The following is a 26,560-nucleotide window of genomic DNA, read 5'->3' on the forward strand; positions in this document are numbered from 1 at the left end:
AGGAGAGGCATAATGAAAACGCTGCTGATTATCGAGCCCGGGTGTGGACAGGCCCGCGCTTATATGGCGAAAACGCTGCTTGGCGCCGCCGCGCAAAAAGCACAGCTGGAATTAACCGATAACCCGAACGATGCGGAACTGGCGATTGTTATCGGCAGTGCCGTACCGGCAGACGCATCCCTGAATGGCAAAAAGGTTTATCTCGGCGATATTAATCGCGCCGTGGCGCACCCGGAGCTGTTTTTAAGCGAAGCGAAATCGAATGCGAAGACGTATACCGCGCCTGTCGTCGCCGCGCCTGCGGCAAGCGTAAACGCCAGCGGCCCGAAACGCATTGTGGCGGTCACGGCCTGCCCGACCGGCGTGGCGCACACCTTTATGGCGGCGGAAGCAATTGAAACCGAAGCCAAAAAACGCGGCTGGTGGGTGAAAGTGGAAACGCGCGGCTCTGTCGGCGCGGGTAACGCGATTACGCCGGAAGAAGTGGCGCAGGCGGATCTGGTCATCGTGGCGGCGGATATCGAAGTGGATCTGGCGAAATTCGCCGGGAAGCCGATGTATCGCACCTCAACGGGTCTGGCGCTGAAGAAAACCGCGCAGGAATTCGACAAAGCGGTGGCGGAAGCCAAACCGTATCAGCCAGCAGGCGCAGGCACCGTGGCGACCGATAAAAAAGAGCAGAGCGGCGCGGGTCCGTACCGTCATCTGTTGACCGGCGTCTCCTATATGCTGCCAATGGTGGTGGCGGGCGGTCTGCTGATTGCGCTCTCGTTTGTGTTCGGCATCGAAGCCTTTAAACAGGAAGGAACGCTGGCGGCGGCGCTGATGAAAATCGGCGGCGGCTCCGCGTTTGCCCTGATGGTGCCGGTACTGGCCGGTTATATCGCGTTCTCCATCGCCGACCGTCCGGGCCTCACGCCGGGTCTTATCGGCGGTATGCTGGCGGTCAGCACCGGTTCCGGCTTTATCGGCGGCATCATCGCGGGTTTCCTGGCCGGTTACGTGGCGAAAGCCATCAGCGGCAAAGTGAAGCTGCCGCAGAGTATGGAGGCGCTGAAGCCAATCCTTATCATTCCGCTGTTCTCCAGCCTGATTGTGGGTCTGGCGATGATTTACGTGATCGGTACGCCGGTGGCTAAAATCCTGGCGGGCCTGACCGCATGGCTGCAGGGCATGGGTACGGCGAACGCCGTCCTGCTGGGCGCTATCCTCGGTGCCATGATGTGTACCGATATGGGCGGCCCGGTGAACAAAGCGGCGTATGCGTTTGGCGTGGGGCTGCTGAGTTCCCAGGTCTATGCGCCGATGGCGGCGATCATGGCGGCCGGTATGGTTCCGCCGCTGGCGATGGGTATCGCTACCCTGGTGGCGCGTCGTAAATTCGACAAAGGCCAGCAGGAGGGCGGCAAAGCGGCGCTGGTGCTGGGCCTGTGCTTTATCTCCGAAGGCGCTATCCCGTTCGCGGCGCGTGACCCGATGCGTGTGATCCCGTGCTGTATCGTGGGCGGTGCGCTGACTGGCGCTATCTCCATGGCGATTGGTGCGAAACTAATGGCACCGCACGGCGGTCTGTTCGTCCTGCTGATCCCAGGCGCTATCAGCCCGGTGCTGGGCTACCTGCTCGCCATTGTGGCAGGTTCGCTGCTGGCGGGTCTGGTGTATGCCTTCCTGAAACGTCCGGAAAGCGAACTGGCGGCGAAAGCGGCCTGATGCTGATAACTCCCTGCTCCGGCAGGGAGTTTTTTATCCCCCTCTGTATTCCCCGTTACACGTCTTTTTTGCCCTCTGCGCCATTTGCGTCAACACTTAACTCTTTGTATCGCTTAAAGGAGGACGCTGTGCTGCGCTCAATCGCCACGCTGTGTGTCGCCGGAACCCTGCCGGAAAAGCTGCGCGCCATCGCGCAGGCCGGTTTCGACGGCGTCGAGATATTTGAACCCGATTTCACGGAGTGGGGCGAAAGCCCGGCGCGGCTGGCTACGCTGTGCCGCGAGCTGGGCTTAACCATTTTTCTTTATCAGCCGCTGCGTAACGTTGACGGCGTGCCGCAGGAGGCGTGGCCGCAAACGCGCGAGCGCGCGTACCGCACGTTTGAGACGATGCGCGAAATGGGCTGCCGCAGTCTACTGGTATGCAGCAATCTGGAGGCGGACAGCAGCGCCGATCCGGCGCGGCAGACGGAGGATTTAGCGCGCCTCGCGGAGATCGCGGCCGAGTTTGACGCGCGGGTGGGGTATGAGGCGCTCGCCTGGGGCCGCCATGTGAACCGCTACACGCAGGCCTGGGAGCGGGTGAGAGCCGTGGATCATCCGGCGCTCGGCCTGGTGTTAGACAGCTTTCACGTGCTGGCGCGCGGAGATACGCTGGCGCTTAAGGACATTGCGCCTGAGAAAATCTTCTTTACGCAGTGCGCCGATGCTCCGCATAAGGATTTATCGCTGGAGGCCTGGAGCCGCCACTTTCGCGCGTATCCGGGCGAAGGTAGCCTGCCGGTGGTGGATTTCGCGCGCACATTAATGGCGAGCGGATATCAGGGGCCGTGGTCGCTTGAGGTGTTCAGCGATGCGTGGCAGCAGGCACCCGCCGAAGAGAGCGCCCGCGCCGGGTTGGCCTCGCTAGACTGGCTTGCGGCGCAGCTTAACGCGCCGCGCCGCGAGGGAGAGGTGTAATTACGCCTGCGCGCCGCCCGTTTGCTGGGCCTTCAGCCAGGCGATTTCTTCATTCCAGATATCGGGATTAATGGTTTCCAGAATCAGCGGAATGTTGTCGAAATGCGACTGCTGCATGATCCAGCGAAACGGCGTAAAGCCGATATTACCTTCGCCCAGGCTGTGGTGACGGTCGACGCGGCTTGCGAAAGTACTTTTGGCGTCATTGAGGTGCATCCCGCGCAGATACTGAAAGCCGACGATGCGGTCGAACTCGGCGAAGGTTTTCTCGCAGTCTTCTTCGGTGCGCAGATCGTAACCCGCGGCGAAGGCGTGGCAGGTATCAATGCACACGCCGACGCGGGATTTGTCTTCCACCTGATCGATAATCGCCGCCAGATGCTCAAAGCGGAAACCGAGGTTGCTGCCCTGGCCTGCGGTGTTTTCAATCACTGCCGTCACGCCTTCGGTTTTATCGAGCGCGATATTTACCGACTCGGCGATGCGCGACAAACACGCTTCTTCGCTTAACTGCTGAAGGTGGCTGCCGGGGTGGAAGTTCAGCAGCGTCAGGCCGAGCTGCGCGCAGCGCGCCAGCTCGTCGATAAACGCCGCGCGGGATTTCTCCAGCGCTTCCGGCTCCGGGTGGCCTAAGTTAATCAGAAAACTGTCGTGCGGCAGGATCTGACCGGGGCCGTAGCCATGCTTGCGGCAGGCGGCTTTGAACTCGTCGATGACGGCAGGCGTCAGCGCCGCCGCGCGCCACTGGCGCTGGTTTTTGGTAAACAGCGCAAAGGCTGTCGCGCCAATTTCCGCCGCGCGGGCCGGGGCATTCGCCACCCCGCCCGATGCGCTGACGTGCGCGCCTATAAACTTCATCATTTTCTCCTGTCATACCCGCAAAAGGGGGAACGTTTTATCATAGCGGACAGAGCAGGGAAAGGCGTGCCGCTTTATGCCAGCAGATGCGTGACCGCGAGATTAATCGCGCCACCGCCCACAATCAGCCAGACGAAGAGCACCAGCGCCATCAGCAGCGGACGCACACCGGCATTTTTCAGCGCGCTGACGTGCGTCGTAAGGCCGAGCGCCGCCATCGCCATCGCGAGCAGAATGGTGTCGAGCGTCACCAGCGTCTGCACGACCGCCTGCGGCAGCAGATGCAGGGAGTTAAACGCCGCGACCACAATAAACAGCAGGGCGAACCACGGAATGGTAATCTTGCCCGCTTTCTCGCCATTGCGTGGAGAGAGCTGTTTTACCCGGCCTGCCAGCAGCAGAAGGAACGGGGCCAGCATCATCACGCGGAGCATTTTGGCAATCACCGCCGCGTTTTCGGTGTCCGAGCTGACCGCATGGCCTGCCGCGACCACCTGTGCCACTTCATGCACCGTTGAGCCGATATACACGCCAAACGTCTGTTCGCTAAACCACGGCGAAAGCCACGGCCACAGCAGCGGGTAGACAAAAATCGCGAGCGTACCGAAAATCACGACCGTCGCCACCGCCACGGTGACTTTGCTCGCCTGCGCTTTCACCACCGGCTCGGTCGCCAGCACCGCCGCGGCACCGCAGATGCTACTGCCCGCGCCAATCAGCCAGCTGGTTTCACGGTCAAGCTTAAACACTTTCTGCCCGAGCCAGCAGGCGAGAGTAAAGGTGCTGGCGAGCGTCAGGATATCAACAAGAATGCCGCTCGCCCCCACATCGGCTATCTGCCAGAAGGTAAGACGAAACCCGTACAGAATAATGCCCAGGCGCAGCAAATGCTGTTTGGCGAACAGCACGCCGCCGTCGCAGTGGGTATGGATTTTCGGGTACAGCGTATTGCCGATAATCATCCCGCCGAGAATGGCCACGGTCAGCGCGCTGAAACCGGCGTTACCTACGGCCGGAATCGCGCCGATCCAGATAGCGGCGGCGGTGAGTAAACCGGTCAGCGCCAGACCCGGCAAGAAATGCATAAGCCCATGATGGCGTTCGGAATAAGTCAGTGTGGTCATCGCGTCCTCCTGTTATGGAATAAGCTTATGCCGTTCTGGTATAAAATTAAAATTGATTATATATTTATAATTAATCTTAATAAGTGGTAAGCACGGTTGCGTTCGCACGAGGTCATCATGCACATCACCTTACGCCAGCTGGAAGTGTTCGCCGAAGTCCTGAAAAGTGGTTCGACGACCCAGGCCTCTCAGATGTTGTCCCTCTCTCAGTCCGCCGTCAGCGCGGCGCTCACCGATCTGGAAGGCCAGCTCGGCGTGCAGCTTTTTGACCGCGTCGGCAAGCGGCTGGTTGTCAATGAACACGGGCGGCTGTTATATCCGCGCACCGTGGCGCTGCTGGAGCAGGCGGGCGAAATCGAGCGGCTGTTTCGCAACGACAATGGCGCTATCCGCGTTTACGCCAGTAGCACCATCGGCAACTATATTCTGCCGGAAATCATTGCCCGCTATCGCCGCGACTTTCCGGATCTGCCGCTGGAGATGAGCGTCGGCAACAGTCTCGACGTGGTGCAGGCGGTGTGCGATTTTCGCGTGGATATCGGGCTTATCGAAGGGCCGTGCCATATGGCAGAAATCGTGGCGCAGCCGTGGCTTGAGGATGAACTGGTGGTGTTCGCCTCGCCCGCAAGCCCCTTGCTGGAAGGCGAAGTGACGCTGGAACGGCTCGCCGCCATGCCGTGGATTTTGCGCGAGAAAGGCTCCGGCACGCGCGAAATTGTCGATTATCTGCTGCTGTCACATTTGCCGCAGTTTCGCCTCAGCATGGAGCTTGGCAACTCGGAAGCGATTAAACACGCGGTGCGCCACGGGCTTGGCGTGAGCTGCCTGTCGCGACGGGTGATCGCCGAGCAGCTGGAAACCGGCTCGCTGGTAGAAGTGAAAGTGCCGCTGCCGCCGCTGGTGCGCACGCTTTACCGCATTCATCACCGACAAAAACATCTCTCCAGCGCGCTGGCGCGTTTTTTGCGCTATTGCGAACTCTGATTTCGCGGAGCGCGTCACACGGCGCGCTCATCATCAGTTTTTTTCCTCTCAACGCCCCGATTCGCTGCTTTACTTATAATCCTCGAGCGATCATGAAGCTCTCTTATAACCGCGTATTTCCACCAGGCGCTTAGCGGCAACTCTGCTACAATCGCGCCTCTTTTGATGGATGGGCATTATTTTTATATGGTTTCCGAATCTAAAACCACACAAGCGCCTGGGCTGCGTCGCGAACTGAAGGCGCGCCACCTGACCATGATCGCCATTGGCGGCTCCATCGGCACAGGGCTTTTTGTCGCTTCCGGTGCGACCATTTCTCAGGCGGGCCCGGGTGGCGCGCTGTTGTCCTATATTCTCATCGGTCTGATGGTCTATTTCCTGATGACGAGCCTCGGCGAGCTGGCAGCCTATATGCCGGTCTCCGGCTCGTTTTCCACTTACGGCCAGAAATATGTCGAAGAAGGCTTCGGCTTCGCGCTCGGCTGGAACTACTGGTACAACTGGGCGGTGACCATCGCGGTTGACCTGGTGGCATCACAGCTGGTGATGAGCTACTGGTTCCCGGACACGCCCGGCTGGATCTGGAGCGCGCTGTTCCTCGGCATCATGTTCCTGCTGAACGTCATCTCCGTGAAAGGCTTCGGCGAAGCGGAATATTGGTTCTCGTTAATCAAAGTCGCCACCGTGATTATTTTTATCCTGGTGGGCGTCGCGATGATCGTCGGGATTTTCAAAGGGGCAGCGCCGGCCGGCTGGAGCAACTGGGCTATCGGCGACGCGCCGTTCGCGGGCGGTTTCTCGGCGATGATAGGCGTGGCGATGATTGTCGGCTTCTCCTTCCAGGGCACCGAGCTTATCGGTATCGCGGCGGGTGAATCAGAGGAGCCGGAGAAAAACATTCCGCGCGCGGTGCGTCAGGTGTTCTGGCGTATCCTGCTGTTCTATGTGTTCGCAATTCTGATAATCAGCCTGATTATTCCGTACACCGATCCGAGCCTTTTGCGTAACGACGTGAAAGATATCAGCGTCAGTCCGTTTACGCTGGTGTTCCAGCACGCCGGTCTGCTGGGCGCGGCGGCGATTATGAACGCGGTGATCCTGACGGCGGTGCTGTCTGCGGGTAACTCCGGGATGTATGCTTCCACGCGTATGCTCTATACGCTCGCCTGCGACGGCAAAGCGCCGCGCATTTTCGCGAAGCTGTCGAAAGGCGGCGTGCCGCGCAACGCGCTGTATGCGACGACGGTTATCGCTGGTCTGTGTTTCCTGACCTCGATGTTCGGCAACCAGACGGTCTATCTGTGGCTGTTGAACACCTCCGGCATGACGGGCTTTATCGCCTGGCTGGGTATCGCCATCAGCCATTACCGTTTCCGTCGCGGCTATGTGTTGCAGGGCAATGACATTAACGATCTGCCGTATCGTTCCGGCTTCTTCCCGCTGGGCCCGATTTTCGCCTTTGTGCTGTGCCTGATTATTACGCTCGGCCAGAACTATCAGGCGTTCCTTGCGGACACCATTGACTGGGCAGCCGTTGCGGCCACCTATATTGGCATTCCGCTGTTCCTGATTATCTGGTTTGGTTACAAGCTGGTGAAGGGCTCCCGTTTCGTGCGTTACCGCGATATGGAATTCCCTGAACATCTGAAGAAATAAAGAAAAGGGCGCGTAAAGCGCCCTTTTTTATGGGGTTTTTCTGGGGGACGGCGGGTGCGCTGCGCTTACCCGCCCTACATACCTGTCGCACCTTTATCGTAGGGGGGGTAAGCAAAGCGCACCCGCCATTGCTCTTTTATGCCATCCCCCATTGCCCTTTTATACAGTAGGGTGGGTAAGCGCAGCGCACCCACTACGTACCGCATTACGACCTTTGAATCACACCCACCACGCCCTGTTAACGCAGATGCTGCGCGTGGAAACGCAAATGCTCTTCAATAAACGTGGCGATAAAATAGTAGCTGTGGTCGTAACCCGGCTGCATACGCAACGTTAGCGGCCAGCCCGCCTTGCGCGCGGCTTCGTCAAGCCGCTCCGGCTGAAGCTGCTCGCCGAAAAACGGATCATTGTCGCCCTGATCGATAAGCGTCGGGATCGCGTTTTCCGCAGACGCCTGCTCCATCAGCGCGCAGCTGTCCCACGCGCGCCACAGATTTTCGTCATCACCCAGATACGCCGCGAACGCTTTTTTGCCCCACGGCACCCCGGCCGGGTTCACAATAGGCGCAAACGCCGACACCGAGCTAAAACGCCCCGGATTTTTCAGCACCATGATAAGCGCGCCGTGGCCGCCCATCGAATGTCCGCTAATCGCCGCTTTCGGCGCCAGCGTAAAGTTCTCCGCCAGCACCTGCGGTAACTCCTCGCTCAGATAATCAAACATCCGGTAATGCGCGGCCCACGGCGTCTCGGTGGCGTTAAGGTAAAAGCCCGCGCCTTTCCCAAGATCGTAACCAGCGTCATCCGCCACCGCGTCGCCGCGCGGACTGGTATCCGGCATCACCAGCACCAGTCCCAGCTCAGCGGCGACCCGCTGCGCGCCCGCTTTGGTAGTGAAATTCTCATCGCTGCAGGTCAGCCCGGACAGCCACCACACCACCGGCGGCGGAGTCTGCGCGTCGGGCGGAAGATAGATGCTGAAGGTCATCGGGCAGTTAAGCACGCGGGAGTCGTGACGCCAGCGCTGTTGTAAACCGCCAAAACAGCGGTGTTCTTCGAGCAGTTCCATAGGGGCTCCTTTTGTTCAAACCCGGATAGTGCAGTCTAACCGTCAGGTGAGCAAGTTTCACTTCACCAGGCCGGGATCATAGCGCATCATATTGATAACTTTATTTTAACAAATGGAGGCGGCGTGGCGCTGCGTATCGCATTAACCGGCTTTCTGGCACTGGTGGTGGCAATGGGAATAGGGCGGTTCGCGTTCACGCCCCAGGTGCCGCTGATGGTGGGCGAGGGCGAACTGACGCTGACCACCGCGGGGCTTGTGGCCGCCGCCAACTATCTTGGCTATCTGGTGGGCGCGTGGGATGCCATGCGCGCTCACCGTCATGTGGAATACCGACTGCATATGGGCGTCTGGGGCGCGGTGCTGCTGACGCTCGTTTCCGCGCTGGCAGACGGCCCGTGGTCGCACGGCGTGGTGCGCTTCGTGATTGGCTGCATGAGCGGCTGGGCGCTGGTGATGGCCGCAGGCTGGACTAACGAACAGCTCGCCCACCACGGCAGGCCGGGTTTGAGCGCGGCGGTCTTCGCAGGCCCTGGCGTTGGTATCACTATCAGCGGCCTGCTGGCGGTCTGGATCCACGGCGCGGCGCTCAGCGCCGCACAGGGCTGGGTGATTTACGGCACGCTGGCGTTCGCGCTGATTGCGCTTATCGCCCGTTATTTACCCCGCAAAGGCGAGCTGCACCGGGCGGATACGCCGCCTGCGCCGCTGGAACTGACGCCCGCGCTCAAAAGACTGGTCTGGAGCTATAGTCTCGCAGGCTACGGCTATATTCTGCCCGCCACGTTTTTATCGCAGATGGCGGCGGCGCGCTTTCCCGGCAGCCTGTTCGCGCAGTTCGTCTGGCCGGTGTTCGGCGCGGCGTCGGTTGTGGGCATTGCGCTCAGTATTCTCTGGCGAACGCGCGGTACGGCCTCACAGCGCCTCGCGATTGTCCTCTGGCTCCAGGGCCTCGGCGTACTGGCGGCGGCGCTGCTGCCGGGATTATCAGGGCTTGTGATCGGCTCACTTCTCGTGGGCGGCGGTTTCCTGTGCGCGGTGCAGCTTTCTTTGCAGTGCGGGCGCGAGCTGGCACCGTCGCACACCCGCTATCTCGCAGGCCTGTTGACTACCGGTTATGCGATAGGACAGCTTGTCGGGCCGGTCACCTCAGCGCTCTCAAGCCACTTTACCGGCCAGCTTGAGCCCGCGTTGTGGCTCGCGGGCGTGGCGCTGTTTATCGGCGGCGCGCTGGTCTTCCGGCGTGCCTGAAAGGCCGCGACGATTTCAACAATTTCGCCCCGGCCACTGGATTATGTGCGTTAGCTCACGCACAATGAGCCCACGCTCAGCCCCGGCCGGGCAGAGTCTGGTTACACCTGCAGGAGAAAATAACGATGCCATCACTCAGTAAAGAAGCGGCCCTGGTTCATGAAGCGCTGGTCGCGCGCGGTCTGGAGACGCCACTGCGTCCGCCGGTCAACGAGCTGGATAACGAAACCCGCAAGCGCCTTATCGCCGGTCATATGACCGAAATCATGCAGCTGCTTAACCTGGATCTGAGCGATGACAGCCTGATGGAAACGCCGCATCGCATCGCCAAGATGTATGTGGATGAGATTTTCTCCGGCCTCGATTACGCCAATTTCCCGAAGATTACCGTTATTGAGAACAAAATGAAGGTGGATGAAATGGTCACGGTGCGCGACATCACCCTGACCAGCACCTGTGAACACCACTTTGTGACCATCGACGGTAAAGCGACCGTCGCGTATATCCCGAAAGACGCGGTGATCGGCCTTTCAAAAATCAACCGCATCGTGCAGTTCTTCGCCCAGCGCCCGCAGGTGCAGGAGCGACTGACGCAGCAGGTACTGGTGGCACTGCAAACGCTGCTTGGCACGAATAATGTGGCGGTCTCCATCGACGCGGTGCACTACTGCGTGAAAGCGCGCGGCATCCGCGACGCCACCAGCGCGACCACGACGACCTCGCTCGGCGGGCTGTTTAAATCCAGCCAGAACACGCGCCAGGAATTTCTGCGCGCCGTGCGTCACCACAACGGCTAAAACCCAGGATGACGAGAAATATCACCCTCGACGCGGTACGCGGTCTGGCGATCCTCGGCATCCTTCTGCTCAACATTACCGCCTTTGGGCTCCCGAAGGCGGCCTATCTCAACCCCGCCTGGTATGGCGATATCACCTCCCGCGACGCCTGGACATGGGCGCTGCTCGATCTCTTTGCCCAGGTCAAATTCCTCACGCTGTTCGCGCTGCTGTTCGGGGCTGGTCTGCAAATGCTGCTGCCGCGCGGTAAACGCTGGATCCAGGCAAGGCTTACGCTGCTGGCGCTGCTCGGTTTTGTACACGCCATTTTCATCTGGGATGGCGATATTCTGCTGGCGTACGGGCTGGTAGGGCTCATCTGCTGGCGCATGGTGCGCGATGCCCCGAGCGTTAAATCGCTGTTTAAAACCGGCGTGGTGCTTTATCTCATCGGGATTGCGGTGCTGTTGCTGCTCGGCATGATATCCGGTGAGCACATGAGCCGCTCCTGGACGCCGCAGGCGGCCGATCTCTTCTATGAAAAATTCTGGCGTCTGGAAGGGGGCATGGAGGCCGTGCGCAGCCGTCTCGATCTGCTCTCTTCCATGCTGCTGGCGCTCGGCGCGCAGTATGGCTGGCAGCTCGCGGGCATGATGCTGACCGGCGCGGCGCTGATGCGCAGCGGCTGGTTGCGCGGCGAATTCAGCCTGCGCCACTACCGGCGCACCGGTTTCGGGCTGGTGGCGCTGGGCGTGCTGATTAACCTGCCCGCGATAGTCGTGCAGTGGCATCTCGGCTGGGATTACCGCTGGTGCGCGTTTCTGCTTCAGGCACCGCGCGAACTGGGCGCGCCGCTGCAGGCGCTCGGCTATACGGCGCTGGTTTTCGGCTACTGGCCGTGCCTGGCGCGCCTGAAAATGATGACCGCCGTGATCTGCGTCGGGCGTATGGCGCTCACTAACTATCTGCTGCAAAGCCTTCTCTGCACGACGCTCTTCAACCGCTTCGGCCTGTTTATGCAGTTTGACCGGCTCTCGCTGCTGGCGTTTGTCCCGGCGGTGTGGGCCGTTAACCTCGCGTTCTCTGTGCTGTGGCTGCGTTATTTCCGCCAGGGGGCGCTGGAGTGGCTATGGCGGCGTCTGACGCGTCTCGCCGCAGGCGCACCGCAATCTGTATCATCCAGATAACGATCTGGATCACAATCGTTAACAAATCGTATGTAACCGTTTCCAGCGCTGTGATGCGCTTCACGCAGCGCATTCAGGCGCACTGCCAGAATAGCCACCTGACTTAACACAGGGGGTTTCTGTGAGACGCATTTCAGCTCTTCAGGGTGGTCGCCATGATCACCATTCGTGACGTTGCCCGTCTGGCAGGGGTCTCTGTTGCGACGGTCTCCCGCGTTCTCAATAACAGCGCGCTGGTCAGCCCGGAAACGCGTGAAACCGTCATGCAGGCGGTCACGCAGCTTGGCTACCGCCCGAACGCGAACGCCCAGGCGCTGGCCACCCAGGTCAGCGATACGATAGGCGTTGTGGTGATGGACGTCTCCGATCCGTTCTTCGGCGCGCTGGTGAAAGCCGTCGATGTCGTGGCGCAGCAGCACGGCAAATATGTGCTTATCGGCAACAGCTATCACGAGGCGGAAAAAGAGCGCCACGCCATTGAAGTGTTGATCCGCCAGCGTTGCAGCGCGCTTATCGTGCACGCCAAATCGCTTTGCGACGAGGAGCTTGCCGCTTTTCTTGAACAGGTGCCGGGCATGGTGTTGATTAACCGCATCGTGCCGGGTTACGCGCATCGCTGCGTCGGGCTAGATAATGTCACTGGCGCGATGATGGCGACGCGCATGCTGCAAAGCAGCGGCCATCAGCGCATCGGCTATCTCGCCTCCAGCCACCAGATTGATGATAACGACAAACGCCGCGAAGGGTGGCAGCGGGCGCTGGCCGATGAAGGCGTTCAGCCGCCGGAGGCCTGGGTCGGCACCGGTAGCCCGGATATGCAGGGCGGCGAGGCGGCGATGGTGGAACTCTTAGGCCGCAATCTGCATCTCACCGCCGTGTTTGCTTACAACGACAGCATGGCGGCAGGCGCGCTGACGGCGCTGAAAGATAACGGCATTCTGGTGCCGCAGCATCTGTCAGTCATTGGTTTCGATGATATTCCGATTGCCCGTTACACCGACCCGCAACTGACCACCGTGCGTTATCCGGTGGTCTCCATGGCGCGTCTCGCCACTGAACTGGCATTGCAGGGGGCCGCAGGAGCGCTGGATCCGACGGCTACCCACTGTTTTATGCCTACGCTGGTGCGTCGTCATTCCGTCGCGGCGCGGCAAAATGTGGAGCCGATCACTAGTTTATAAATGCGCGTGATGTAACCGCTTTCAATCTGTGAGAAAATTCACAGTATATTAACATTGCGCTGACTATGATGACGGCGTCTCATGGGCCTGAAACTTTATGTAACGGCGATTTAACACTGACGTTATCTGCCGCCCCTGAACGATAAAAAAGCTTTACTGGAAGCATTACCGAGCAAGGAAGTGTTTTTTATTAGTGAACTTCGGCATTCAGTAAGGTTTTTCTCCTTACCGTCCTGCCGCCCGTTTTTCACGATTGCTACCCTGCATAAAAACCGGAGATACCATGAATAAGAAGGTGTTGACCCTCTCTGCCGTTATGTCCTGCATGCTTTTTGGCACCGCGGCTCAGGCAGCCGACCGTATTGGCGTAACCATTTATAAATACGACGACAACTTTATGTCCGTCGTGCGCAAGGCAATTGAAAAAGACGCTTCCACTTCTCCTGACGTTCAACTGCTGATGAACGACTCCCAGAACGACCAGTCCAAGCAGAACGATCAGATTGATGTGCTGCTGGCAAAAGGCGTGAAATCTCTGGCGATCAACCTGGTTGACCCGGCGGCCGCAGGCACTGTTATCGAAAAAGCGCGCGGTCAGAACATCCCCATCGTGTTCTTTAACAAAGAGCCGTCCCGCAAAGCGCTGGACAGCTATGACAAAGCCTATTACGTGGGCACCGACTCCAAAGAATCCGGCATTATCCAGGGCGATCTGATTGCCAAGCACTGGAAAGCCAACGCGGGCTGGGATCTGAACAAAGATGGCCAGATCCAGTACGTCCTGCTGAAGGGCGAGCCGGGCCACCCGGATGCTGAAGCGCGTACCACTTACGTTATCAAAGAGCTGAACGATAAAGGCATTAAAACCGAACAGCTGCAGCTGGATACCGCCATGTGGGACACCGCTCAGGCGAAAGATAAAATGGATGCCTGGCTCTCTGGCCCGAACGCTAACAAAATCGAAGTGGTTATCGCGAACAACGACGCTATGGCGATGGGTGCGGTAGAAGCGCTGAAAGCGCACAACAAATCATCTATTCCTGTCTTCGGTGTGGATGCCCTGCCGGAAGCGCTGGCGCTGGTGAAATCTGGCGCGCTGGCCGGTACCGTGCTGAACGATGCCAACAACCAGGCGAAAGCGACCTTTGACCTTGCTAAAAATCTGGCTGCAGGTAAAGGCGCGGCAGACGGCACTGACTGGAAAATTGAAAACAAAGTGGTGCGTATTCCTTATGTCGGCGTTGATAAAGACAACCTGGCGGAAATCACCAGCAAAAAATAATTGCAATGTATTTACGGGGCGCATTTTGCGCCCCCTTTAGCGTGCCATGCTCAGCCAACACACTCGCAGCCAGGTATAAATATGGTCAGCAATAATACGCAGTCGTCAGGCGAATACTTGTTGGAAATGACGAATATCAACAAGAGTTTTCCGGGCGTTAAGGCACTCGATAACGTTAATTTAAAAGTTCGTCCTCATTCTATTCATGCTCTGATGGGTGAGAATGGCGCGGGCAAATCAACGTTATTAAAATGTCTTTTCGGGATCTATCAAAAAGATTCCGGCAGTATTCTTTTCCAGGGGAAAGAAATTGATTTCCATTCGGCCAAAGAGGCGCTGGAGAATGGAATATCGATGGTGCATCAGGAATTAAACCTGGTATTACAACGTTCCGTCATGGACAACATGTGGCTTGGCCGTTATCCGACCAAAGGCATGTTTGTTGACCAGGAAAAAATGTATCTTGATACCAAAGCGATTTTCGACGAGCTCGATATTGATATCGACCCTAAAGCTCGCGTGGGTACGCTTTCTGTATCGCAGATGCAGATGATTGAAATCGCCAAAGCGTTCTCCTACGACGCGAAAATCGTCATTATGGATGAACCAACGTCATCTCTGACGGAGAAAGAAGTTAATCATCTCTTTAAGATTATCCGTAAGCTGAAAGAACGCGGCTGCGGTATTGTTTATATTTCCCACAAAATGGAAGAGATCTTCCAGCTGTGCGATGAAATCACTATCCTGCGCGATGGCCAGTGGATCGCCACCCAGTCGCTGGAAGGGCTGGATATGGATAAGATCATCGCCATGATGGTAGGGCGTTCTCTCAACCAGCGCTTCCCGGATCGTGAAAACAAACCCGGTGAAGTGATCCTGGAAGTGCGCAACCTGACTTCGCTGCGCCAGCCCTCAATCCGTGATGTCTCGTTTGATCTGCATAAAGGCGAGATCCTGGGCATTGCCGGTCTGGTGGGCGCGAAGCGCACGGATATTGTGGAAACGTTATTTGGTATTCGCGAGAAATCCGGCGGTACCATTAGTCTGCACGGTAAAAAGATCAATAACCATAGCGCCAATGAAGCCATTAATAACGGCTTTGCGCTGGTGACCGAGGAGCGCCGCTCAACGGGGATCTACGCTTATCTGGATATCGGTTTTAACTCCCTGATTTCCAATATTCGCAACTATAAAAGCAAAATCGGCTTGCTGGATAACTCCCGCATGAAAAGCGATACCCAGTGGGTGATTGACTCAATGCGTGTTAAAACGCCGGGTCATCGCACACAGATTGGTTCGCTTTCCGGCGGTAACCAGCAAAAAGTGATTATCGGGCGCTGGCTGCTCACCCAGCCGGAAATATTAATGCTTGATGAGCCGACGCGCGGCATCGACGTAGGCGCGAAATTTGAAATCTACCAGCTTATTGCTGAACTGGCGAAAAAGGGTAAGGGGATCATTATTATCTCCTCAGAAATGCCTGAGCTGTTAGGGATAACTGACCGTATTCTGGTTATGAGCAATGGCCTCGTCTCCGGAATTGTTGACACCAAAACGACGACGCAAAATGAAATTCTGCGTCTTGCGTCTTTGCACCTTTAATATCAGGGGCTCCTCATGAGTGCGTTAAATAAGAAGAGTTTTCTCACTTATCTGAAAGAGGGCGGTATTTACGTCGTTCTTTTAGTGTTGCTGGCCATTATTATTTTCCAGGACCCGACGTTTTTAAGCCTGTTGAACTTAAGTAATATTCTCACCCAGTCATCGGTGCGTATTATTATCGCGCTTGGCGTGGCAGGGTTGATTGTCACCCAGGGGACTGACCTTTCCGCAGGGCGTCAGGTTGGCCTCGCCGCGGTGGTCGCGGCAACGCTGCTGCAGTCGATGGAAAACGCCAACAAAGTGTTCCCGGAAATGGCGACCATGCCGATTGCGCTGGTGATCCTGATTGTCTGCGCTATCGGTGCTGTGATTGGTCTGGTGAACGGCATTATCATCGCGTACCTGAACGTGACGCCGTTTATTACCACGCTTGGCACGATGATCATCGTTTACGGTATCAACTCGCTGTATTACGACTTCGTGGGCGCGTCGCCGATTTCCGGCTTCGATTCCGGCTTCTCGACGTTTACGCAGGGGTTTGTCGCGCTCGGCGGTTTCAGGCTTTCCTACATTACGTTTTACGCGCTGATTGCCGTGGCGTTCGTCTGGATCCTGTGGAATAAAACCCGCTTTGGTAAAAACATTTTCGCTATCGGCGGTAACCCGGAAGCGGCGAAAGTCTCTGGCGTGAACGTGGCGCTGAATCTGCTGATGATTTATGCGCTCTCCGGCGTGTTCTACGCCTTCGGTGGGATGCTGGAAGCGGGCCGTATCGGTTCTGCAACCAACAACCTGGGCTTTATGTATGAGCTTGACGCCATCGCGGCGTGTGTGGTGGGCGGCGTCTCCTTCAGTGGCGGCGTGGGTACGGTGCTTGGCGTGGTGACCGGTGTGATTATCTTCACCGTTATCAACTACGGCCTGACCTATATTGGCATCAACCCTTACTGGCAGTACATCATCAAGGGCGCGATTATCATTTTCGCGGTCGCCCTGGATTCCCTGAAATACGCGCGTAAGAAATAAGCGCGGTTACGCCAAAAAGCCTCCGCTTGCGGGGGCTTTTTTTATAGGCGGTGAGTGTGAATGATGGCGGGTGCGCTGCGCTTACCCGCCTTACACTCAGAGTGAGCGTTGAGGATGATGGTTTTGCTCCGGCTTAAAAAAATCGGCCTCGCTGTTTCGCCGCAGGCCGGGGCGCACCGGAGGGACCCGGTGCGAGGGCATGACAATACAGGGAGGTATTGTCTTGCCCGACCCATGGCCGGAGGGAATAAGGCGAGGCTTCCCCGCAGGGGCGATTTTCCGCCGGGAGCCGGGATTGCAAAGGGGGCGGCGGCGAGCCCCCTTTGCACGTTCGCGTGAGGGAAGCGCATATATCAGGATGACATTGTGGCGAACGTAACGAATTCACCGACCTGATATATTAAAAACTGGATGGCGGGTGCGCTGCGCTTACCCGCCCTACGGTGATGAAAGGAATTTGTAGGGTGAGTAAGCGCCAGCGCACCCACCGGGTACCAAGATGAAAGGAATTTGTAGGGTGGGTAAGCATCGCGCACCCACCGCACCTGCCATCGCGACGCTTACTTCTTTTTCTGCAATTCCAGCATCTGCTCGGGCGTCACGGCAGGGTAACCCTGCGCGTCGTCAGGCACTTCGCTAAGGGCGGGGATGGGCACCAGCGGGCCGAGGAAACGCGGTTCACGCTTAAAAATATAAAGATCCGCCAGCGCCCCTAAACGCGCGCCAAACTCACGCACGCGCACCGACAACATATTTTTTGGCGACGGCACGGCGTAACACTGCGCCTGGATGCCCATATGCAGCGCGATAAACAGCGCGCGCTCGCAATGGAAACGCTGGGTGATAATGATGAAATCGTTGGTATCGAACACACGGCGGGTGCGCACGATAGAGTCGAGCGTGCGGAAACCCGCGTAATCCAGCACGATATCCGCCGGATCGACGCCTGCGGCAATCAAATCCTTGCGCATCGTCATCGGCTCGTTATAGCTCTGCTGGGCATTATCGCCGCTCAACAGCAGGTAATTCACCTTGCCGCTGTTATACGCGTTCAGCGCGCCCTGAATGCGGTAGCGGTAATACTGGTTAATCACGCCGGTGCGATAATATTTGGCGGTGCCGAGCACCACGCCCACCTGACGCCACGGTAAATCCTGTAGCTCGTCATAGACGTAAGGCGCGGTTTTCCAGCTGATCCAGCGGTCAAGGAGCAGCGCCGTTAACAGCAGTACGCCAATCAGGGCCAGCAGGCTGTATAACAAACGCTTTAACATTCAGGCAGCTCGAAGCAATCAGAAAAGAGATTCAAGGCTACTTTACCCGCCGGGCAAGAGCAAGAATCGAACGACCGGTTGAAGCATTTTTCGCCGCTGCGGGCAGAACGCCCGCAGCGTTATTTCAGGCAAGCGTAACGAGTTCGAGATTCGTGAAGCCAAGCGCCTTCAGCGTCGCGGCGGTGGCGTCCCGCTGAACAATCGTCGCGTCGTCACGTTCGGCAAGCGCGACGCGCTTAATATCCGCCCACGCGTAACCGTTCAGGCTCATCAGATTCAGCGCGGCCTGCAGCGGCGGGAGGGAAGGGTTGAACGCCGCGTTCTCGGCATAACTGCCGGTAAAGATTTCACCATCGCGGGTTTCAATGGCCAATCCGGAAGGGGACTGGCTGTACGGCGCATGGCTGCGGTTGGCTGCCGCAATCGCGGCCTGCGTCAGCGCGTCGCCTTTCAGCGCATAGCCATGATTTTCCGTATCGAAAATCAGCGTTTTGATATCGAGATCGCGCGGGCCGAACGCGTCCGGCAGGTAATCGCCAAGCTGTGAAGGCGCGCGTCCAGGCAGGTTAATGCGAAGCGTCAGCCCGCTGTTAAGCTCATTCATAAACTGACGGCAGTGGCCGCACGGCGTGTAGTTAACGGTAATCGCCGCAAGGCCGGTTTCGCCGCGCATCCAGGCGTGGGTGATGGCGCTCTGCTCGGCGTGAATCGTCTGCTGCATCGCCGCGCCGCGAAACTCCATATTGCCGCCGAAATAGAGATTGCCGCTAAGGCCACGGGCCACCGCGCCCACATTAAAGTGCGAGATCTCCGTTTGCGCGCAGGCGGCGGCTAACGGCAGCAGCGCAAACGCCAGCGCGTCATCGTCCAGCCCGCTCTGACGGCGAACGTCAGCGACCTGTTCGGCGCTCAGCATCGCCGGAAAATGAACATCAGCAATCCATGGAGCCAGAGCGGCTTGCAGTGCCGCCGGCAGCTGTGCAAAGGCAGTTTCAAAACGTGGGTGCATGGCAAAGCCTCAAAAGAAGTAACAGGAAAAATAGTTTACGGCGCTCCTGAGGCTTTATATGTGATTTAGATCTCGCTGGCTATGCAACAAATGAAATTTAGAATGAAAATGCGCGACGTATCGCAAGTTTTAGCGCCATATCGCGAGAATAAGCGGGAACAGGAACGGGGCGACCAGCGACGTAATAATCCCGCAAATCACCAGCGCCAGCGAACTGAACGCGCCTTCCTGATAGTCCAGCTCCGCACAGCGCGCCGTCCCGAGGGCGTGCGAAGCCGTGCCCATCGCGAGCCCGCGCGCGGATTTGGTTTTTATCCGCATCATATTCAGCAGCGTATGGCCAAACACCGCACCGAGAATCCCGACGAAAATCACGCATACGGCGCTGATAGCCGGAATGCCGCCGAGGCTTCCGCCCACGGCCATGGCGATCGGCGTGGTGACCGATTTCGGCAGGACGGACGCCGCGATTTCCGGGCTTGCGCCCATCAGCAGCGCAACAGAAGTGCCGGTGACCATCGCCACCACGCTGCCTGCAAAGCAAATCGTGATAATCGACTTCCAGCGCGCGCGGATCTGGTGCAGCTGTTCATAGAGCGGGAACGCCAGCGCCACCACGGCGGGTTGCAGCAAATCATTCAGAATGCGGCTGCCCTGAAAATAGCGCTCATAAGGAATGTGGCTCAGCATCAGAAACGGGATCAGCACCACCATGCAGACCAGCAGCGGATTAAGCAGTGGACTTTTTAGCCGCGCAGCAAGCTTGCGGGCGGCGAAGAACACCAGCAGCGTCAGCGGCAGCGACCACCAGATATTCTGAATCATTTCTCATGGCTCCTTTCCTGGCCTACCACTTTGCGCTCGCCGTGCGCCAGATGCGCGCTCCAGCTCACCACCATAAATACCACCAGCGTGCTGATAAAACAGGAGACGACCACCGGGCCAAACTGCGCCTGCAACACGTCGAAATATTGCATCACGCCAATACCCACCGGCACGAACAGCAGCGCCATATAGCGGATCAGCAGATTACAGGCGGGCTGTACCCATTTCGCGGGCAGGATCTGAAACGCCAGCAGCACAAAAAGAATCAGCATGCCGATGATGCTGCCAGGTATCGTAATCGGCAGCAGCGCGGCAATCGCGATGCCTGCGTAAAGGCAGGCGTAAATCAAAACAAACGCGCGTACCAGTTGCCAGAGAGAAGTCAGCATTGTGCTCATAGGGGTCACCTTTAAACCGAACGCATTCATCATACAATTAAAATGAAAACTGTGCTACCGATCACAGGAGCCAACTCAGCATACCTAAACTTTCGAGCCGCCGCTCAGGTTCACAACGCGCCTTTCATGGCCGCAAAAATTTTTTGCGCACCGTTACGCAAACCAGTAATGATCCTGTTGAAGCTATAGATTACAATCTATAAAACGCTCCTTGCCGTTCACGGTAGTCGCTAACGAACAGGGAGGAGCGCCATGTGGACTATTTACCTTACTCACGAGTTTGAATGCTGGCTCGCGAGACAGCCGCAGCCGTTGCAGGAAGATGTGCTGGCCGCGCTGGGGCTTTTAAAAATCAAAGGTCCGCACCTCGGGCGTCCGTATGCCGATACGCTCAAAGGCTCGCGTCACGCGGGTATGAAGGAATTACGGGTTCAGCACGCCGGGCGGCCCATACGCGCCTTTTACGCTTTTGATCCGCACCGCTATGCGATTGTGCTGTGCGCGGCACAGAAAAAGGGCGATGAAAAGCGGTTTTACCGGGTCATGCTGCGCGTCGCTGACAAACTGTTTAGCCACTATCTGAACCACCGGGAGGTATAGATGAAGACGTTTGATGAAGTGCTGGCGGCGCAGACCCCGGAGGCCCGCGCACGCATCGAAGAGAAAACGGCGCAGCTGCTGCTGGAAACCCACCTGTATGCGCTGCGCGAGGCGCTCAGCGTGTCGCAAACCGAGATGGCGCGCCAGATGGGTATCGCCCAGCCGTCAGTCGCGGCTATCGAACAGCGCGGCAACGAGATGAAAATCTCAACGCTTAAGCGCTATGTCGAAGCCCTGGGCGGCACGGTGCGGCTGGATGTCGAGCTGCCGGACGGCCAGCGTTTCGGTTTTACGCTCTGAGCCAGCGCTCGCGCATTCCTTTCACGGCGGCTAGGCGCTACCATAGCGCCTCTTTTTTTAGCGGGTAGCGTTATGCGTGTTTTACTGGCGCCGATGGAAGGCGTGCTTGACTCTCTGGTGCGCGAACTGCTCACCGGGGTAAATGATTACGATCTCTGCATCACCGAATTTCTGCGCGTGGTGGACAGCCTCCTGCCGGTAAAATCGTTCTATAAACTTTGCCCGGAACTCCACCACGAGAGCCGCACGCCGTCCGGCACGCGGGTGCGTGTGCAACTGCTCGGTCAGCACCCGCAATGGCTTGCCGAAAACGCCGCCCGCGCGGTGGAGCTGGGCTCCTGGGGCGTTGATCTCAACTGCGGCTGCCCGTCGAAGCTTGTGAACGGCAGCGGCGGCGGTGCCACGCTGCTCAAAGACCCTGATCTTATCTATCGCGGCGCGAAAGCGATGCGCGAAGCCGTACCTGCGCATCTGCCGGTCACGGTGAAAATTCGTCTCGGCTGGGACAGCGGCGCGCGGCGTTTCGAGATCGCCGATGCCGTCCAGCAGGCGGGCGCGACGGAGCTGGTGGTACACGGGCGCACCAAAGAAGATGGCTATAAAGCGGAGCGCATTAACTGGGCGGCGATTGGCGAAATTCGCGAGCGGTTGACGATTCCGGTTATCGCCAACGGTGAAATCTGGGATTACGCCAGCGCGCAGGCGTGCATGGCGGAAACGGGCTGCGACGCGGTGATGATTGGCCGCGGCGCGCTCAACGTGCCGAATTTAAGCCGCGTGATTAAATATAACGAGCCGCGTATGCCCTGGCCGGACGTGGTGCAACTGCTGCAACAGTACACCCGGCTTGAGAAACAGGGCGATACGGGCATGTACCACGTGGCGCGTATCAAGCAGTGGCTCGGTTATTTGCGTAAAGAGTACGCCGAGGCGACGGAACTCTTCAGCGAAATCCGCGCGTTAACCACTTCGGCGGCCATCGCTGACGCCATCAACCGCCACTGAGGTTATTCGCCGTTCGCTATCAGCCGCTGAATAAATCCGCGTAACCACATCAACGCCGGATCGCTGTTATGGCGCTGATGCCACAGCAGCGCCACTTCAAACGGCGGCACGTCGAGCGGCACCGGGCTTGCCGAAAGCCCCCAGGCCGTTTGCCACATATCACACAGCCCCGCGGGCACGGTCGCGAGCGCGGGCATCTGCATCAGAAGTCCCGGCAGGCCCGCGAAGTGCGGCGTGGTGTAGCAAACGCTGCGGCGCGCTCCCTGGCGTGCCAGTAGCGTATCAATCAGGCTGCTAGTCGCTTCGCGGTAGGTCACCATCAGGTGCGGTTCTCGCACGTAATCCTCAAGCGTCAGCGGGGCGGTGAGGCTGAGCTGCGACGGGTGCCAGAGCGTCACAAACGGCATGCTCACTAACACCTCGCGCTCCTGCCAGCGCGGCCCGGCCTGCGCCACGCTTATCGCCATATCCAGCTCGCCTTCCTCCAGACGGCGCGGATCGCTAAACGGCGAGCTTGCCACCACGTTAAGCCGCACGCCGGGCGCGGCTTCGCGCAGCGCCGGGATCAGTTGCGGCATCAGCCACATCTCCACCCAGTCGGTCATGCCAAGCGTAATGGTGGCGCTCGCCTGCTGCGGGTGAAATTCAGCCTGCTGGAACAGCGCTGACTGAAGCTGCTCCAGCAGCGGCATCAGCTCGCCATGCAGAGCGACGGCGCGCGCGGTCGGCTGCATCCGGTGGCCGCTGCGAATAAACAGCGGGTCATCGAACATATCGCGCAGGCGCGCGAGCGCGCCGCTGACCGCGGGCTGCCCGAGATGCAGTTTATCGGCCGCGAGCGACACGCTCTGCTCGCGAAACAGCACCGCAAACGCGATGAGCAGGTTGAGATCGATTTTGCGGAAATCGTTTTCTTTGATAGTCATTATGGCTCCAATCAATTGGAGTGATACTAGTGCGGCGTGGATACTTCAGCAAGTCAAATCAACTGGAGGACGATGATGAAAACTGCCGCAACCTTACTGGCGCTTTTCACTTTCGCGCTGGCCGCGCCGCTTGGCGCTGCGCCATTGCCTGTTAACAGCGCGCAGGCGCCCGGCTATTACCGCATGATGCTCGGCGACTGGCAGATAACGGCTGTCTCTGACGGCACCGTGACCATTCCCGCCGACAAACTCCTGACCCGCATCACGCCTGACGCTCTCAAAACGCGCCTCGCCGATGACGCGCTGACGCCGCAGGTCGAAACCTCCATTAATGCCTACGTCATTAACACTGGTGATAAACTCATCCTGGTGGACAGCGGCGCGGGCGCGCTGCTGGGCAATAATGGCGGTCATCTGCCGGAAAATCTGCGTGCCGCCGGTATCGACCCGTCGCAAATCGACACGGTCCTGCTGACGCACATTCACGCCGATCACTCCGGCGGCGTGCAGCGCGACGGTAAACCGGTCTTCCCGAACGCCACCGTGCGGGTGGATCAGCGCGACCTCGATTTCTGGCTCAACCCGGCGCATGAAAAGGAAGTCGAAGCCAGCCAGCGCCATACGTTTGCGGAATCGGAGCAGTCGCTGCGCCCGGTCATCAGCGCCGGAAAGATGAAGGCGTTCCACGCGCCCGCGCAAATCATGCCCGACATTGAAGCACTGCCCGCGCCCGGCCACACGCCCGGCAGTGTGATTTACAAAGTGACCCGCGGCGGTGAAACGCTTTTACTGTGGGGCGATATTATCCATGTGAAAGCGGTGCAGATGCCGCAGCCGAAAGTGGCGATTCATTTTGATGTCAATCAGGACGAGGCGGTGGCCATGCGGGAGAAAACGCTGAAAATGGCGGCGCAGAGCAACGCCTGGGTGGCCTCGGCGCATATCGCGTTTCCGGGTATCGGCAAGATAAAAGCGCAGGGAGACGGGTATCGCTGGGTGCCGGTCAACTACAGCAGCCACGGCGCGAAGTAAGGTAAAGGGCGCCGCGGACAGGCGGCGCCCGGTAGATCAGAAGATCATTTTAAATACGCCCGTCACCACTAACAGCCCAATCAGAAAAATAATCAGTACCGCCCACAGAATGATTTTCATCACTTACTCCTTATTGTCTTTGCGGGATCTCGTTGATCCATGAAGGTAATTACCAGTATAGAAGCTCCTGCGAAGGCGGCAGAAAAAAGTGAGGGGAGCGTTTTCGCCCGCCGGGCGCTGATTTTTCAGGCCTCGCTATACTTAACACTTTAACGCAACTCCCGGAGGCACCATGAGTTCTGCAACCAAAGTGGCGATCGTCACCGCGTCAGATTCAGGCATCGGCAAGAAGTGTGCGGTATTTCTCGCAAGGCAAGGGTTCGATATCGGCATTACCTGGCACAGTGACGATAAAGGCGCGAAGGAGACCGCGCAGGAAGTGGAAAGCCTGGGACGGCGCGCTGAACTTATCCAGCTTAACCTCAGCCATCTGCCGGAGGGCGCGAACGCCATTCAGGCGCTTATCGACCGCTTCGGGCGTATCGACGCGCTGGTGAATAACGCGGGCGCGATGATCAAAAAGCCGTTTCTGGAGATGACGTTCGACGAGTGGCGCAGCATTCAGACGGTGGATGTGGACGGCGCGTTTCTCTGCTCGCAAATCGCGGCCAAAGCGATGGTGAAACAGGGGCAGGGCGGGCGCATTGTGAATATCACCTCGGTGCATGAACACACGCCGCTGCCGGAGGCGAGCGCCTACACCGCGGCCAAACACGCGCTCGGCGGGCTGACCAAATCGATGGCGCTGGAGCTGGTGGAGCATAACATTCTGGTGAACGCCGTCGCGCCTGGCGCTATCGCCACGCCGATGAACGACATGGACGAGGGCGATGCGAAACCCGGCTCGATGCCGAATATCCCGATGGCACGCCCCGGCGAAACCGATGAGATAGCCAGCATCGTCGCGTGGCTCTGCTCGGAGGGGGCCACCTATACCACCGGTCAGTCGTTTATCATCGACGGCGGGTTTACGCTCGCTAACCCGCAGTTTAAGCCGAAGGCTTAATCCTCTCTGCTGCTGCGTTTGCGCCACAGCCAGCGCAGCAGCAGCACAATACCCACCGCCAGTACGACCCACACCAGCTGTTTCAGATGATGATCGAGGCGATGCAGCCACGGCTCTATCACCTGGCCGCCCACGTAACCAAGCGTGGTAAAGAGCGTCGCCCAGGCCAGCGCCCCGAGAATATTCAGCGGCACAAAGAGCTTTGGCGGGACATGACTCGCGCCGATGAGCAGCGGGCCGATGATGCGAAAACCGTACATAAAGCGGGTGCCAATCACAAACCACGCCGGATGGCGCTGGATAAGCGCCTGCGCGCGGGCTATCTGCTTCTGCTTGCCGGAAAACCGCGCCAGCGCCCGGGTGCCGAACCGGCGGCCCACCAGATACAGCGCCTGGTCGCCAATCATGCCGCCGAGTGCCACCACCAGCACCACCAGCGGAAAGCGCAGCAGCCCTTCATGTGCGGCCACGCCGCCCAGCAGCGTGACGGTTTCCCCTTCGGCAAGGCTGCCCACCAGCAATGTCACATAACCGTACTGCTCAATCAGGTTATTGATATCCATGAATTCCACTACTCCCGTTTGTCAGGCTTTCTTCGCGCCACGCGCGAAACCGAAAGTATAACGCGCCCGCCGCGCCCTGCGCGTTCAACGGACTACCTGTTTTTGTGCTGTTTACTTTTTAATCTACAGGCCTGAATTATACTTACAGTACCCGTTCCGGGCGGTCTGAGTCAGGGGGCGTTATGAACCATGTCTGGGGGCTTTTGTCCCATCCTTTCCGTGAAATGCAGGTGATTCGCCACGAAAACGAAACCGTGACGCATCACTATACCCACCACGTACTCATCATGGCGGCCATTCCCGTGCTGTGCGCGTTTATCGGCACCACCCAGATTGGCTGGGATTTCGGCGACGGCAACGTCGTGAAGCTGTCGCTCTTTACCGGTTTTTATCTGGCGGTACTGTTTTATGCGCTGATGCTGGCAGGCGTCGCGGTGATGGGGCGGGTTATCTGGTGGATGGCGCGTGATTATCCGCGTCGTCCGTCGCTCGCCGGTTGTATGGTGTTCGCGGGCTATGTGGCGACGCCGCTCTTTTTAAGCGGCGTGGTGGCGCTCTATCCGCTGGTGTGGCTCTGCGCGCTGGTGGGGACGCTCGCGCTGCTCTACACCGGTTATCTGCTGTATGTCGGCATTCCGGCGTTTCTCAATATTAATCAGGAAGAAGGGCTGCGCTTTTCCGGCTCGACGCTCGCCATCGGCGTGCTGCTGCTGGAGGTGTTGCTGGCGCTGACCGTGCTGCTGTGGGGTTACGGTTATCGTCTCTTCTGACGTATGCCGCCGGTGTAAAAACCGGCGGTGCCGCGCCCGGCGCTGAATCTTCTGTAGCGGGAAACGCGAAGGCCGGAGTATCATGCCCGCGCCAGCCACCAATAGCTTTCACCGTTGGTGGCGGTGCGTT

General features: G+C 58.3%; 27 protein-coding genes. 17 read left to right on the forward strand and 10 right to left on the reverse strand.

All coding sequences use genetic code 11. From position 1 onward, the window contains the following. Positions 1-12: 12 nt before the first annotated feature. On the forward strand, positions 13-1,710 hold the full coding sequence (gene fruA / locus CSK29544_RS11850; protein ID WP_007890800.1) for a PTS fructose transporter subunit IIBC: 1,698 nt from the start codon (positions 13-15) through the stop codon (positions 1,708-1,710). 128 nt (positions 1,711-1,838) lie between these two features. Further along, positions 1,839-2,669 carry a sugar phosphate isomerase/epimerase family protein gene (locus CSK29544_RS11855; protein ID WP_007890801.1) on the forward strand — a complete coding sequence of 277 codons (831 nt, stop codon included), beginning with the start codon at positions 1,839-1,841 and terminating at the stop codon, positions 2,667-2,669. On the opposite strand, the gene nfo is transcribed toward CSK29544_RS11855, so the two are convergent. Together nfo and CSK29544_RS11865 are read right to left on the reverse strand one after the other, a co-directional pair. Continuing rightward, positions 2,670-3,527 (reverse strand): deoxyribonuclease IV, encoded by an 858-nt coding sequence (gene nfo, locus CSK29544_RS11860; protein WP_012124269.1) that lies wholly within the window; start codon positions 3,525-3,527, stop codon positions 2,670-2,672. It abuts the gene before it with no gap. A 74-nt stretch (positions 3,528-3,601) separates the two neighbouring features. Continuing rightward, positions 3,602-4,651, reverse strand: coding sequence for a YeiH family putative sulfate export transporter (locus CSK29544_RS11865; protein WP_007890803.1), 1,050 nt, complete (start codon positions 4,649-4,651; stop codon positions 3,602-3,604). Between the two features lie 117 nt (positions 4,652-4,768). On the opposite strand from CSK29544_RS11865, the gene yieE reads away from it, so the two are divergent. Together yieE and CSK29544_RS11875 are read left to right on the forward strand one after the other, a co-directional pair. Beyond that, positions 4,769-5,635, forward strand: a complete 867-nt coding sequence (gene yieE / locus CSK29544_RS11870) for a DNA-binding transcriptional regulator YeiE (protein ID WP_007851261.1) — start codon at positions 4,769-4,771, stop codon at positions 5,633-5,635. A 186-nt stretch (positions 5,636-5,821) separates the two neighbouring features. Next, positions 5,822-7,291, forward strand: a complete 1,470-nt coding sequence (locus CSK29544_RS11875; protein WP_029039354.1) for an amino acid permease — start codon at positions 5,822-5,824, stop codon at positions 7,289-7,291. A gap of 238 nt (positions 7,292-7,529) precedes the next feature. On the opposite strand, the gene fghA is transcribed toward CSK29544_RS11875, so the two are convergent. Beyond that, positions 7,530-8,360 carry an S-formylglutathione hydrolase gene (gene fghA, locus CSK29544_RS11880; RefSeq protein ID WP_007899448.1) on the reverse strand — a complete coding sequence of 277 codons (831 nt, stop codon included), beginning with the start codon at positions 8,358-8,360 and terminating at the stop codon, positions 7,530-7,532. A gap of 123 nt (positions 8,361-8,483) precedes the next feature. On the opposite strand from fghA, the gene CSK29544_RS11885 reads away from it, so the two are divergent. The 7 genes from CSK29544_RS11885 to mglC all read left to right on the forward strand — a co-directional run bounded on the left by CSK29544_RS11885 (position 8,484) and on the right by mglC (position 16,662). Beyond that, on the forward strand, positions 8,484-9,608 hold the full coding sequence (locus tag CSK29544_RS11885; RefSeq protein WP_004387460.1) for a YbfB/YjiJ family MFS transporter: 1,125 nt from the start codon (positions 8,484-8,486) through the stop codon (positions 9,606-9,608). A 125-nt stretch (positions 9,609-9,733) separates the two neighbouring features. Then, entirely contained in the window at positions 9,734-10,405 is a 672-nt protein-coding gene (gene folE / locus CSK29544_RS11890; RefSeq protein WP_004387461.1) for a GTP cyclohydrolase I FolE, read from the forward strand. Between the two features lie 8 nt (positions 10,406-10,413). After that, the gene (gene yeiB, locus CSK29544_RS11895; protein WP_007899450.1) at positions 10,414-11,571 is read left to right on the forward strand and encodes a DUF418 domain-containing protein YeiB; all 1,158 of its coding nucleotides are present in this window, start codon (positions 10,414-10,416) and stop codon (positions 11,569-11,571) included. A 155-nt stretch (positions 11,572-11,726) separates the two neighbouring features. Next, complete coding sequence (galS, locus tag CSK29544_RS11900) at positions 11,727-12,752, forward strand: HTH-type transcriptional regulator GalS (protein WP_004387463.1); 1,026 nt, start codon at positions 11,727-11,729, stop codon at positions 12,750-12,752. A gap of 283 nt (positions 12,753-13,035) precedes the next feature. Next, positions 13,036-14,034: a galactose/glucose ABC transporter substrate-binding protein MglB gene (gene mglB, locus CSK29544_RS11905; protein WP_007899453.1), complete on the forward strand. Its 999-nt coding sequence runs from the start codon at positions 13,036-13,038 to the stop codon at positions 14,032-14,034. Between the two features lie 81 nt (positions 14,035-14,115). Beyond that, the gene (gene mglA / locus CSK29544_RS11910) at positions 14,116-15,636 is read left to right on the forward strand and encodes a galactose/methyl galactoside ABC transporter ATP-binding protein MglA (RefSeq protein ID WP_004387465.1); all 1,521 of its coding nucleotides are present in this window, start codon (positions 14,116-14,118) and stop codon (positions 15,634-15,636) included. A 15-nt stretch (positions 15,637-15,651) separates the two neighbouring features. Further along, positions 15,652-16,662, forward strand: a complete 1,011-nt coding sequence (gene mglC, locus CSK29544_RS11915) for a galactose/methyl galactoside ABC transporter permease MglC (protein WP_004387466.1) — start codon at positions 15,652-15,654, stop codon at positions 16,660-16,662. A 560-nt stretch (positions 16,663-17,222) separates the two neighbouring features. Here the strand turns inward: mglC and sanA are convergent. The 4 genes from sanA to CSK29544_RS11935 all read right to left on the reverse strand — a co-directional run bounded on the left by sanA (position 17,223) and on the right by CSK29544_RS11935 (position 20,168). Further along, positions 17,223-17,936, reverse strand: a complete 714-nt coding sequence (gene sanA, locus CSK29544_RS11920) for an outer membrane permeability protein SanA (RefSeq protein WP_004387784.1) — start codon at positions 17,934-17,936, stop codon at positions 17,223-17,225. Between the two features lie 124 nt (positions 17,937-18,060). After that, on the reverse strand, positions 18,061-18,945 hold the full coding sequence (cdd, locus tag CSK29544_RS11925; RefSeq protein ID WP_029039355.1) for a cytidine deaminase: 885 nt from the start codon (positions 18,943-18,945) through the stop codon (positions 18,061-18,063). A gap of 129 nt (positions 18,946-19,074) precedes the next feature. Then, positions 19,075-19,770, reverse strand: coding sequence for a CidB/LrgB family autolysis modulator (locus CSK29544_RS11930; RefSeq protein WP_007899537.1), 696 nt, complete (start codon positions 19,768-19,770; stop codon positions 19,075-19,077). Beyond that, the gene (locus CSK29544_RS11935; protein WP_007869367.1) at positions 19,767-20,168 is read right to left on the reverse strand and encodes a CidA/LrgA family protein; all 402 of its coding nucleotides are present in this window, start codon (positions 20,166-20,168) and stop codon (positions 19,767-19,769) included. The genes CSK29544_RS11930 and CSK29544_RS11935 overlap by 4 nt, the downstream gene beginning before the upstream one ends. Before the next feature lie 252 nt (positions 20,169-20,420). Here CSK29544_RS11935 and CSK29544_RS11940 point away from each other — a divergent pair, with 252 nt between their 5' ends. From CSK29544_RS11940 to dusC, 3 genes are all read left to right on the forward strand, one after another. Then, a complete protein-coding gene (locus CSK29544_RS11940; RefSeq protein WP_004387788.1) occupies positions 20,421-20,768 on the forward strand; it encodes a type II toxin-antitoxin system RelE/ParE family toxin in 348 nt (115 codons plus the stop codon). Further along, the gene (locus CSK29544_RS11945) at positions 20,769-21,068 is read left to right on the forward strand and encodes a helix-turn-helix domain-containing protein (RefSeq protein ID WP_007776551.1); all 300 of its coding nucleotides are present in this window, start codon (positions 20,769-20,771) and stop codon (positions 21,066-21,068) included. 72 nt (positions 21,069-21,140) lie between these two features. Beyond that, complete coding sequence (gene dusC, locus CSK29544_RS11950) at positions 21,141-22,073, forward strand: tRNA dihydrouridine(16) synthase DusC (RefSeq protein ID WP_007899538.1); 933 nt, start codon at positions 21,141-21,143, stop codon at positions 22,071-22,073. Positions 22,074-22,075: 2 nt separating this feature from the next. On the opposite strand, the gene CSK29544_RS11955 is transcribed toward dusC, so the two are convergent. After that, on the reverse strand, positions 22,076-22,999 hold the full coding sequence (locus CSK29544_RS11955; protein WP_007899542.1) for a LysR family transcriptional regulator: 924 nt from the start codon (positions 22,997-22,999) through the stop codon (positions 22,076-22,078). 72 nt (positions 23,000-23,071) lie between these two features. Here CSK29544_RS11955 and CSK29544_RS11960 point away from each other — a divergent pair, with 72 nt between their 5' ends. After that, positions 23,072-24,031, forward strand: coding sequence for an MBL fold metallo-hydrolase (locus CSK29544_RS11960; protein WP_007899546.1), 960 nt, complete (start codon positions 23,072-23,074; stop codon positions 24,029-24,031). Between the two features lie 36 nt (positions 24,032-24,067). Here the strand turns inward: CSK29544_RS11960 and yohP are convergent, their stop codons facing one another. Next, positions 24,068-24,151 (reverse strand): small membrane protein YohP, encoded by an 84-nt coding sequence (yohP, locus tag CSK29544_RS22915; RefSeq protein ID WP_000691708.1) that lies wholly within the window; start codon positions 24,149-24,151, stop codon positions 24,068-24,070. Between the two features lie 172 nt (positions 24,152-24,323). Here yohP and CSK29544_RS11965 point away from each other — a divergent pair, with 172 nt between their 5' ends. Further along, entirely contained in the window at positions 24,324-25,097 is a 774-nt protein-coding gene (locus CSK29544_RS11965) for an SDR family oxidoreductase (RefSeq protein ID WP_007899548.1), read from the forward strand. Here CSK29544_RS11965 and CSK29544_RS11970 read toward each other — a convergent pair. Further along, positions 25,094-25,660, reverse strand: a complete 567-nt coding sequence (locus tag CSK29544_RS11970) for a DedA family protein (protein ID WP_007899550.1) — start codon at positions 25,658-25,660, stop codon at positions 25,094-25,096. The genes CSK29544_RS11965 and CSK29544_RS11970 overlap by 4 nt on opposite strands. Positions 25,661-25,842: 182 nt before the next feature. Here CSK29544_RS11970 and CSK29544_RS11975 point away from each other — a divergent pair, with 182 nt between their 5' ends. Further along, a complete protein-coding gene (locus tag CSK29544_RS11975) occupies positions 25,843-26,430 on the forward strand; it encodes a Yip1 family protein (protein WP_007776512.1) in 588 nt (195 codons plus the stop codon). The last annotated feature ends 130 nt before the right edge of the window (positions 26,431-26,560 follow it).

It is taken from the genome of Cronobacter sakazakii (assembly GCF_000982825.1).
Taxonomy (GTDB): domain Bacteria; phylum Pseudomonadota; class Gammaproteobacteria; order Enterobacterales; family Enterobacteriaceae; genus Cronobacter; species Cronobacter sakazakii.